The organism is Allobosea massiliensis (assembly GCF_042655245.1).
Classification (GTDB): domain Bacteria; phylum Pseudomonadota; class Alphaproteobacteria; order Rhizobiales; family Beijerinckiaceae; genus Allobosea; species Allobosea massiliensis.
On sequence record NZ_JBHSLU010000034.1, the window covers coordinates 1 to 10,798 of the forward strand.

The window sequence follows — 10,798 nt, forward strand, 5'->3', positions numbered from 1 at the left end:
ACGGCAAAACCTTTGGTCTGATATTCGGCGACGTGACGATCCGTCAGCATGCTCTGCTCTTTCCTGGTGACGGGCGCCGCAATCAGGGACGCCGCGCCGTTCGAAATCCCCTCCAGCGCTCGCTTGTCCACTCAAGCCGGCTGGCAACCCGCGCTGTTCTGATAGCTCTCCGCGGTGACAGGGGCGTGTATCGCGTGTGTCAGCGGTACGACATTCTGACGCCCCATCCTGCGCCAGCGTGACCACCGCAGGATCGAGCGCCTGCACGATGGAATGAACGGTGCTATAGGATGGGACCGGCCAATCCCTGCTCTTCGCAATCGCTTTGGTGCGTCGACAGATTGCGGCACAGGACAGCCGCGGCTTGCGAAGCGCCAGCCCCTCGATCAGAGCGATCAAGGGCTCGGGCAGTCTGCGAGTGCCGTAATCAGATCGCTTCCTGATCTTTAGCCCGTCCAGACCTTTCAGCCTATAGCGCGACAGCCAGCGTTGCGTCGTCCGGATTGGCACATCAGCCGCGCGGGCGGCTGCGACCAGAGAAACACCCTCTTCCAGATGAGGCCGCAGAACGGCGAACCGGCGCATCGCTTCATCCATTCTGTTTCTCCAACCTGTCCGAAAGGGGAACTCTGAGCGGACGCCGTCCCGCCTCCGGGCCACACCCTATATTTGAGGGGAAAATCGATTCTCATTTAGCTGGTACGGTGATAGTATCATTGAAGGGGTCTTGTTCGTTACAATTCTACATGGCTCCAGAATAATTTTCACGAAGGACGCCCCCATGTCTGAAACCCGCATTGGATACGCCCGATGCTCGACCGATAAACAGGACCTTGCCGCTCAGAAGGCCACCCTCCTGCATCTCGGTGTGACTGCGGACCGCATCTATACTGACCATGGCTTGACCGGAACGAACCGCGAGCGGCCAGGACTGGCGCAGGCCTTAGCCGCCGTAAGAGCCGGCGACACGCTGGTGGTCCCGAAGCTCGACCGGCTGGCAAGGTCGGTTCCGGATGCTCGGTCTATCGCAGATGAGTTGGCAAAGCGCGGGGTGAGGCTTGCCTTGGGAGCGTCGGTCTATGATCCGCACGATCCGATGGGAAAGATGTTCTTCAACATCCTCGCCACCTTCGCTGAGTTTGAAGCAGACCTCATCCGCATGCGCACCAAAGAGGGCATGGCATTCGCCCGCGCTAAGGGGAAGCTGAAGGGGAAGAAGCCCAAGCTGTCGGATCGCCGCCAGACAGAGCTGCGGCGCATGTATGACACGGGCGACTACTCCGTCAGCGATCTGGCAGAACTTTTCGACGTTTCGCGGCCAACGGTCTATCGCGTTCTACAACGGACGCCGAGCGCTGAAGTATCCATCGAAGCACAATAGCTGACCTTCGCCGCGCTATACATGAACTTACGCTGTGCGAACAAAGCGCTAATTCGCTGCAGTTACTCGAACGACCGCTTCACGGTGATCTAAATTCGTTCGGCAAAGCGCCTGATGCGTTGCACCAGGCGCCTTTTGTTCCTGTCACATCGCGCTACTTGATGGCGAGGATGTCGAAGTTGTGGACGTTAGCGACCACACCGTCGTCCCACCCGCCAGCGACCAACTCCGCTGCCCGTTCGTTCAGCAGCCCGGCGACTTGACCGGCAAAGTGTGCTTCACGGCCAGCATTGTTTGTGAAGATGTCGAAGATTGCGAAGGATGTTTCGTCAATCTGCAGCGCCGCCCAGAACAATGTGCCGGGTTCGGTTTCTTCGACGATGGGACCAGCTGCGGTCAGCAAGGCTGCCAATTCCGGCCCTTTGCCGGGTGCTGCTTCGAGCGTGATGTACGTGGCTGTCGTGGCCGAGTAGAGATCAACCGGTTCCCTCATCGACAGGACATCGGAATTGTTGATGTTCGCGACAACACCATCGTCCCAGCCTCCGGCGACCAGCGCGTCGGCATTTTGGTTCAAAGCCGCGGCCACGGCGCCGGAGAAATGCGCATTGCGCGCTTCTTCATCCACGAAGATATCAAAGATCGCGAGCGTATCTTCGGCTTGCAAGGCAAACCAAAGCACGGTGCCTGGTTCGGTGTCCGCGACAATCGGGGCGGCTCCGGCCAGAAATTCGGCGAATGCTTCGGTCTGGCCTTCAGCAGCGGGCATGGCGATGTAGCTGGCAGTGTGATTTTCCATTGGGGTTTCCTGTGCGGCTGCAGATGTCGTGATCAAGGCCAAAGCGGCGAGTGTCTTGAGAATTTGGGCTTTCATGGTCGCCTCCTGATTGAGAGGTTGTTGTGTCTGGTTTCGATGCACCCTTTTCCCATGCCGAATGCCTCAGGCACCAATCCCGAACTTCTATTCTTTGATAGACATGTGCTATGGTGAACCTCATGGCGGAAAGTGACGGAGACTGTGGCAGTGGAGATGAACCAGATCAGGTATTTTTTGGCTGTCTGCCAGCATCGCAACTTCACCCATGCCGCTAGCGCCTCAAATGTTTCCCAACCGTCCCTGACGACCGCGATCAAGAAGCTTGAACACGAGCTCGGGGGTGATCTGTTTGTCAGGGACCGCGCGGGATGCAGGTTGACGGCACTCGGAAAACTCATGCAGCCAAGGCTACAGAAAGCGCATGACGAAACGCAGGCAGCTAAGGCAGAAGCCGTCCGCCACACGCGACTAGCGCGGGTTCCTATTTCTGTCGGTGTTGGCGAAACGATTGGTCACAACCGGATTTCAGCCGCCGTGGAACGCTTACCCGGGCCGGATGAACCCCATCAGGTCCTGATCGTGATCGATGAGTTCCGCCAGCTCGGCAAGATGGAGTCGTTGGTCTCCAAGCTCACGATCAATGCTGGCTATGGCTTCCGCATGGTTCTGATCCTTCAGGACCTGGCGCAGCTCGACGAGCTCTATGGCCGCGCGACGCGGCAGACCACCGTCTCCGCCTGCCAGGTCAAGCTCTTCATCCGCATGAACGACCTGGAGACCTCGGAATATGTCTCGAAGATGCTCGGCTCGACCACGATCGAGGTTCGGACCCCGATCATCCGCGCCGGCAGAGGCATCTTCGCCAGCCGTGACAAGAGCGTCAGTTATCAGGAACGTGCGCTGCGCACCGCCGAGGAGCTGCGCCAGATGCCGTCCGACCGCGCGATCGTGCTGGTACCGAACGCTCCGGGTTTCGTGATTGGCAAGCTGACCTACTTCCGCGACGCGCCGTTCAAGGCGATCTATCGGAAATTCCGTGATCGGCGGCTGAAAGTGCCGCCCCTCTCGATCTCGCCGGCGTCGAGATGTTCGCAAAGACGGATATCGGCCGCGCTCAGCGCGTTCGGATCGCCGATATCGATTGCCTCGAACGAGCCGCGCTTGCGGTACTCCTGGAGCCGCATGTCCTTCACGACCTGCTTGCGGATCGCGAAGGCGCCGCCATTGGTCGTCGCCGGCGGCAGCACGCCCTGGAAGCGCTCGCCATCCGGCAAGGCGGCAGAAAGCAGGGGATGCTCCTCGTTGACGGATTGACCGCTGAAGGCGGCGACGCGCTCCATCAGATGGCGTAGCGCGGCGCGGCTGAGCTCCGGCACGGCATGGCGCTCCATTTCGGTGCCGCCAGCGACTTCGACCCAGACCTCTCCAGGCCGATTGGCGCAGATCTCGACGACCGTGTCGTCATCGAGCCAGCGCCTGATCGGCTCCAGCGCGCGGCTCAGAAAGACGGTCCGGGTCGTGTCATTCATCGGTGTCGGTCGCGATTCGCATAATGAGAATTATGGAACATATTCCTATTTCATGATTTATTTCACAGGACGTGCACGGTCCCGTTCAAGCCGGATTTCCCGCAAGGCCTCCTTCACCGGGTCAGGATAGAAGGCCGAGAAATCGAGATCGCGCCGGACGAAGACCATGATGCGCGAGCCCTGGTCGACATGGATCGTCGGCGGAATGTTGATGGAGTCGCGCAGGGCCTCTTCGGCGATCCGGTTCAGCGTCATGGAAACCTGCTGCGCACCGATCTGCCGCGCATAGAGCGCGTTCTGGTTCGGCTGGCCCTGCACGAGCACCGGTTGGCCTGTATTGGGATCGATGGTGCTGTATTGGTTCTGCCCGGATTGATTGTCCTGGCCGAGATTGGCGATGAACTGCGCCGTGCCACCGACCAGGCTGAGCAAGATGGCCGAGCCGAATTTCTCGACCCAGTGCTTGTCGACGATGCCGGTCATGCCCGTCCGGCCGAGTTCGTCGGTCCCCATCGAGCCGAGCTGCACCGAGACGCCGTCGCTTCGCAGCATCCGCGTCCAGACGATGAACACGCGGGTCTGGCCCGTGCTCAGGCCGCTGCGGTATTCGCCGATCAGGCGCGAGCCGGCCGGGATGAGAATGCGGCGGCCGTCGAAGGACCAGACATTTTCGGAGACGACGGCGCGCACCATGCCGGCGAGATCGCTCTGGATCGCTGTCTCGAGCACGCCCTTGATCATGGTTCCCTGCGCGACCAAAGCGTCGATGCGCGGGTTTTTCGTCGCCTCGGAAACTTCGACGCCAGCCTGCCCGGTGCGGGCCAGGAAGCGTCGATTCGGATCGTCTTCGGTATTGTCGGCGGCGACCGCCCCGCTGCCATTCCGATTGGCGCCCCTCGCCTCACCGGCTGTGCCGCCGCTATCGACCACAAGCTGGCCAGCGCGCAGACGCTCCCACTTCTTCCGCTCCTCTTCCGCCAGACGCAGTCGTTCCTCCTCAGCCAGCCGGCGCGCCTCGCTGTCGTCGGGTACGGTCGCCTCCTGGACCGGCGGCTGGAGGGGCGGTGGAGGTGGAGGCGCTTCGATCGTCGTTGGTGGCTGGGCCGGCGGCGGAGGCGGAGGTTCGGGCGCGGTCGGGACCGTGATGGTGCCGTTGTCGAGCTGCGGCCGCGGCGTGTCGATCGACGGCCCCGGATACTGGGTGGTGCGAAAGTCCTCAGTGTCCGGGCTCGTGATCGAGGGCCGGTCGGGCGCACGCATCGCACTGTAGATCATCCAGCCGGCGACCAGGACGGCGCCGGCCGGCACCACAACCTTCAGGAAGGTCCCGATCCGTGAGGCGCGCGCCGCGACCACGCTGCCCGCGGCCTCTTCGGCCAGAGCCCGGTACTCGTTAGGAGATGGCATTGCTGGTCCTCACCCGACGCGGCTTCGGGCCGCCAATGCGCTGCGGCGCATGAGGCTCCAGACCCGTCGGCTCGTTCAGATTGTTGAGACGCATGTTGAAGATGCAGATCGCATCCTCGCCGTTGCGCAGCGTCCACTGGTAATTCACCCGGTCGACTGTCCGCCGTCAGCACCAATGGCACAGATTTGAGGTTGTGATTTAAGGAGGATCTGGGCTTCGTCGTAGTGACGAAGGAACGAAGATGAAGCCCAGATCCTCCAATGTAAAATCGCCCGCCAAGGCCCCAGCAGAGCGGGTAGTGAAGGACATCCGCCGACAGACCCGGCGCCACTTTTCGGCCGAGGACAAGATCCGCATCGTGCTGGATGGCCTGCGCGGGGAAGACAGCATCGCCGAGCTATGCCGCAAGGAAGGCATTGCCCAGAGCCTGTATTACACCTGGTCGAAGGAGTTCATGGAAGCTGGCAAGCGCCGCCTGGCCGGCGACACCGCCCGTGCCGCGACCACCGGAGAGGTCCAGGACCTGCGCCGCGAAGCCCGGGCCCTGAAGGAATGCGTGGCCGATCTGACACTGGAAAACCGTCTGCTCAAAAAAAGCATGGTCGCGGATGGGGACAACGACGAATGAGATATCCCGCATCCGAGAAGCTCGAGATCATCAGAACCGTCGAGCAGTCGCACCTGTCGGCCAAGCGCACGCTGGACCAACTCGGCATCCCTCGTCGGACATTCTACCGCTGGTATGATCGCTACCTCGAAGGCGGGCCGGAGGCGTTGGAAGATCGGCCATCGGCGCCGAGCCGGGTGTGGAACCGCATCCCGGCGGGCATCCACGACCAGATCATCGAGCTGGCGCTGGAACAGTCTGAGCTGAGCCCCCGGGAACTGGCCGTGCGCTTCACCGATGGGCAGCGCTACTTCGTGTCGGAATCCACGGTTTACCGCCTGTTGAAGGCCCACGACCTGATCACCAGCCCGGCCTATGTCGTGATCAAGGCTGCCGATCAGTTCCACACGAAAACCACGCGGCCGAACGAGATGTGGCAGACCGACTTCACCTACTTCAAGATCATCGGGTGGGGCTGGATGTATCTGTCGACCGTGCTCGACGACTTCTCGCGCTACATCATCGCCTGGAAGCTGTGCACCAACATGCGAGCCGAGGACGTCACCGACACGCTGAACCTCGCCCTGGCGGCTTCTGGTTGCGACAGCGCCACGATGCTGCACAAACCCCGGCTACTCAGCGATAATGGCCCCAGCTACATCGCGGGTGAGCTGGCGGAATACATCGAGGCCCGGAAGATGAGCCATGTCCGCGGCGCCCCGTGTCATCCCCAAACCCAGGGCAAGATCGAGCGCTGGCACCAGACCCTGAAAAACCGCATCTTGCTGGAAAACTACTTCCTGCCCGGCGACCTCGAAGCCCACATCGAGGCCTTCGTCGAGCACTACAATCACCAGCGATACCACGAGAGCCTGGCCAACGTGACGCCTGCCGACGCCTACTTCGGCAGGGCTCCGGCAATCATCAAACTGCGCGAAAGGATCAAGCGACAGACCATCGAACATCGGCGCTTGCAGCACCGCAAGTTCGCCGCCTAACATCAACCCCCTGACGAGGTCCGCACTCCGCTAATCTACGCCGCGAGTTGTGCCGAATGTTCTGACGACGGACACCCAGGAATAGACGTTGAGTGAGCTTTCGAAGCGCATCGATGTCCAACAGCCGATTTGATCATGAGCATCCATTCGACCATCTCGACCACCACCGCGATCGCCAAGCTGATCCGTGTCATGCCGTTCGTCCTCAGCGCGGTTTGCGCCGGCGCAGCGATCGCCAAGTTCATCAGCTGAGCCAGCCCGTCGACCGACAGGGATCGCAGCCCTCCGATCACGAGATCGACAAAGGCCATCTGGGCAGACCCAGATCGCTGCGAAATCCCAGGAAGGACGACGATCATGACCGTCAACATCACCGCCGGCGACGCGCAGGGATCCCGCAACGACGAGACGGTCTACCAGCACATCCCGACCAGCGCCGCTCGCGTCATCATCCGCGCGCTGAGCGCCGGCCTCGACGAATGCGAAGGCACCTTCTTCCTCGCGGACGACGAGGACACCTATGACTTCTATGGCGAGACCGGTTGGGACATGAACCCTTCCGCCATCGAACGCGTGCTGCTCGACGGCACACTCTCCGCCGAGGAGAAAACCGCGGTCGACCAGATCGGGATCGCCCTCATCCGCAAAGTCGTCGGACTAGGCCAGCTCGTGCGCATCAATGTCGGCAATGGGCGCGAACAGCACGCCGCCACGATCTCTGTCGATGGAACCTGCGTCGACGAGCCCGCCATGAACGTCTGCTACAGCAACGCTCAACACGCCTTCGCAGCCTTTGGTCAGAGGCTCCCGAAGGTCACCGATCTCTTCACCTACAAGGCGAGCGAGATCCTGGAGCGCGAGAACAGCGCCGCGGACGGCGACCGGTACCTGACGGGCCTTCTCGACATCGCTCGATACGCAGTCAGACGATTCGGACCGAACGCTACCCTTCGGGTGTGCTGATACGCCGACCGAATTCGATTTGCGAAAAGGGGCGGCTCACCATCCGGTGGCCGCCCCTTACTCACGCCTGCTGCGGGAAACCCCTCAGGTCTCGATCTCCGCGAAATCGAGCTTGCTCAGATTGCGCAGGTTCTCGATCCGACCCTGATCATCCTTCTCCGCGAAGGCGACCAGCTCATCAGGCTTAGGCCCTGCATATTCAAACCGCGCCTCCTCCTCGAAGATCCGTCCATCATGGACAGCCGGATGAAGCTCCTTCGGGAACGCCCAGCCCGGGAAGCGCTGGAAGATGCGGCACTTGCGATCATGCTTGGGATCGTCACCAGCCCAGGCCAGAAGGTCGAGACGAGAGAAGCCTTCGAACCACGTCATGGCATCGACGACCTTCCGATAGATCGCCTGCTTGGTCGCAGTAAGGCGTCCAATCGTGCGCACCTCGTCGTCCATGACGCGCACCTTGGCTGTGACAAGATCGGTAACTCCCCGCTCAACCTCATCGAACCGGCGCTCGACGAAAGCCAATCGGTGCTCGATGAGGGGCCAAACAGAGAACCGATCGCGCTCCTCCTGGATCGCGGGTTCAAGCCCCTCCCAATCAAACCGGTAATAGGCCTTCGCCGAACCATAGCGGTGCAGATAGACGTCGAAATCGCCGATCGGACAATCGACGCCATTGAAGATGGCGGCCTTCATCCAAAGCTGAAGATCCTCCTCCGCCATACCGCGCGAAGGATCCTTCGCATCATGGCTTGGCTGATGCCGCGAAAGACCGAAACCCTTGAACAGGGCGCGGATCTCAGGCCGCACCTTTTCGGCATCCGCAGGATCGGTGAAATCGTAGTCATGCCGCTTCGCGCCATCCTGACCGCGCACCCAGTCGGACGCGCACACATGGCGGGCCCTGCGGTGCGACTGAAGATAGGCGGATAGAATGATCTCGCCGTCGATCGTCACCTCCGCGCCGGAAGCGAATTCGCGCAGCGCATTCAACCGATAAGCGTTCAAGCGCTCGGCCGCTGCGCGCAGATCAAAAGCCGGAGTCTCCGGAACCGCCGGCGCAGCAGCCACAATCGCCTCGTCCGAAACCGTCACGACCAGGTCGACCGCCGCCGCCACGTCCTGCTTCGCAGCAATCGTGTCGACCAGAAGCGCGCGACCGACCGCCGGCGCTGCCTGCGGCGCGACAGAACGAGCAGGGGAGGCGGTGACAGTGGACGCGCCCATCACCACGGCGACCGCAGCAGCCGTCGCAAACTGGGCCACCTTCGCGCGCAGCCGACCAGCACGGGTCTTCGCCCGCGACGGCCTGCGCGGCCGCGGATCATCCGGTCCATATTTGCGCGGTCGTCCGGGCCCGCGCTTGGGCAGCGGCTCGCCACCCAGGAGCCCAAAACGCGCCGCGACCGTCTGAGCGATGTCCCGACGATAGCGTCCGCCAGGAGCGGATAGCTGGACGATCTCGATCTGCATCTGCTCGGAGCCGACGTCCTGATCGATCTGCGCCAGACGCGCCTCGTAACGAAGACGCGCTTCTTCGAGTTCGCGCTTGGCTTCGGCGCGAGCAACCTCGGCACCGACGGTCGCATTTACCGTGTGGCGCTGGAGTTTTTCGCGCGGGCGCTCAACGCCCCACGTGTACTGAAATGCCGGCATCTGAAAATCCGAAACTGAAAATGTCGGGGTTTTCGTCACCAAAAACCGCAGTTGCATTTTATCGGGCCGTCCTCGTGCCGGGCAAGCCCTGATCTCCGATATGCGAATATTTTCTGCGTAAAAACCCGCACAGGCAACGGCGGCGCCCACAGCCTCGCCGAATGCAAGCTGAATGCGCCAAACTGCGGATATTTTTTATCCCTATTTTCCGCAGTTTTTGGGTTGCGTCCTGCCGGGTCGTCTGAGCGAAGTGCGATAATTTCCTGCACGAAAATGCGCATAATTTCCGCACCTCGAAAATGCGGGTTATTGAACACGTTCCAATTCGCAATCGGTTGCAGCTCAGTGCCAACATTTCGGTGCCCCAAAAAGCGCAATTTCGATCTTGCTGAATCAATCGCTTATGGAGCGTTTGTCATCGATATAGTTGCCTTGAATTGAGGCTCAGAAATGCCGATCCTGCCGGGCAAAGGCTGCCGCGCGCAAGGTGAGGAGTTCCATAATGTTCCTTATGCGAATCACATTCCAAGATAGAAACACTGCATCTGGTATGTTGAGCATGGGTTGGCATACTGCTTATTGATCGCGGCCCTTGAAACGGACCCCGCGCCTATCCCGCGATACCCAGCCCGGCTTGGTCGCCGGCCCTCTCGTCGGCAGTTTTCGGGGAAATCCTTGGTCTTCGAGCCATAAACGGACGATTTCCTGGCCAATGAACCCCAAACCGATCACGACCTCGAGGCGCAGCGCCGCGACTTCGTCCGGACGCGGTTGCCAGCCCCTCGGCCGAGGGAATTCGTCAGACAACGCCGCCCATAAGGCATTGAGGACCCGGCTCTCCTGGTTCCGGTTCAAGCAGTAGCTGCTCAAATCCCGCATGCTGGCATCCTCGTCGTAAACCACGCCGGTAGCAGAGAGCCGATCGACGGCAGCATGCCACCAACCCCTAGATCGACAAAACCCCCAACAAATCGGCTGTTTGATGCCACAATCGCCACCCTTGCTCTTCTTTTGAGGAATGGCTGAAACCCCGCGGCCGCTATCGACCAGGCCGCTCTCAAGGACGATTCCGCCGGCGGCATCTGCTGGCTGAAGCACTGGCAGCTGCCGCCGGCGTTTCCCGCCAAGGACGAGGCTCCATGAAAGGGCTTAAAGACCCCACGGAGCCTCCCTCCCCTCAAGGACCAGGCCCTGCCCTGTGCGCCCGGCTGCGCCCCGCCCAGGGCGCCTGAGAAGCCCCCGGCAAGGACGGTTGAAACCCCCGCAACTGCACAGCCTCTGAGTGGCTGGCCCCACCAACGACAGGCCCGAAAACGGGCCTCATTTCCCAAATTAAAAATAGGCTGTGCACGGCGGTGAGAAAACCATCCAGTGGAGCGCCTGCGTTTGTGCCGGCGCGGGCGGCGTAAAAGTCGGCCATTGGATAGGCTGACCCCTTTCGG

Annotated in this window: 9 protein-coding genes; 4 read left to right on the top strand and 5 right to left on the bottom strand. The window is 61.2% G+C overall.

Going from position 1 to position 10,798, the window contains the following annotated elements:
* The coding region (locus tag ACFPN9_RS12520; RefSeq protein WP_377817137.1) for a helix-turn-helix domain-containing protein at positions 1-597 on the bottom strand (597 nt) is incomplete at its 3' end.
* A gap of 184 nt (positions 598-781) precedes the next feature.
* Between ACFPN9_RS12520 and ACFPN9_RS12525 the strand changes: the two genes are divergently transcribed.
* A complete protein-coding gene (locus tag ACFPN9_RS12525; RefSeq protein WP_115671935.1) occupies positions 782-1,381 on the top strand; it encodes a recombinase family protein in 600 nt (199 codons plus the stop codon).
* 154 nt (positions 1,382-1,535) lie between these two features.
* Here ACFPN9_RS12525 and ACFPN9_RS12530 read toward each other — a convergent pair whose 3' ends face one another.
* Entirely contained in the window at positions 1,536-2,255 is a 720-nt protein-coding gene (locus ACFPN9_RS12530; RefSeq protein WP_115671934.1) for a putative quinol monooxygenase, read from the bottom strand.
* Positions 2,256-2,411: 156 nt separating this feature from the next.
* Between ACFPN9_RS12530 and ACFPN9_RS12535 the strand changes: the two genes are divergently transcribed.
* Complete coding sequence (locus tag ACFPN9_RS12535; protein WP_377817138.1) at positions 2,412-3,512, top strand: type IV secretory system conjugative DNA transfer family protein; 1,101 nt, start codon at positions 2,412-2,414, stop codon at positions 3,510-3,512.
* 272 nt (positions 3,513-3,784) lie between these two features.
* Here the strand turns inward: ACFPN9_RS12535 and virB10 are convergent, their stop codons facing one another.
* Positions 3,785-5,134, bottom strand: a complete 1,350-nt coding sequence (gene virB10, locus ACFPN9_RS12545) for a type IV secretion system protein VirB10 (RefSeq protein ID WP_377817139.1) — start codon at positions 5,132-5,134, stop codon at positions 3,785-3,787.
* Positions 5,135-5,376: 242 nt separating this feature from the next.
* Here virB10 and ACFPN9_RS12550 point away from each other — a divergent pair.
* Together ACFPN9_RS12550 and ACFPN9_RS12555 are read left to right on the top strand one after the other, a co-directional pair.
* Positions 5,377-6,740 (top strand): IS3 family transposase gene (locus ACFPN9_RS12550; protein WP_377817140.1). Its coding sequence is split into 2 segments (ribosomal slippage): positions 5,377-5,724 and positions 5,727-6,740, totalling 1,362 coding nucleotides; the frame shifts between segments, so codons are not numbered across the junction.
* Between the two features lie 357 nt (positions 6,741-7,097).
* Entirely contained in the window at positions 7,098-7,703 is a 606-nt protein-coding gene (locus ACFPN9_RS12555; protein ID WP_377817141.1) for a hypothetical protein, read from the top strand.
* Positions 7,704-7,787: 84 nt separating this feature from the next.
* On the opposite strand, the gene ACFPN9_RS12560 is transcribed toward ACFPN9_RS12555, so the two are convergent.
* Both ACFPN9_RS12560 and ACFPN9_RS12565 read right to left on the bottom strand, forming a co-directional pair.
* Positions 7,788-9,413, bottom strand: a complete 1,626-nt coding sequence (locus ACFPN9_RS12560) for a hypothetical protein (protein WP_377817142.1) — start codon at positions 9,411-9,413, stop codon at positions 7,788-7,790.
* A 519-nt stretch (positions 9,414-9,932) separates the two neighbouring features.
* The gene (locus tag ACFPN9_RS12565; protein WP_377817143.1) at positions 9,933-10,454 is read right to left on the bottom strand and encodes a hypothetical protein; all 522 of its coding nucleotides are present in this window, start codon (positions 10,452-10,454) and stop codon (positions 9,933-9,935) included.
* Positions 10,455-10,798: the final 344 nt, after the last annotated feature.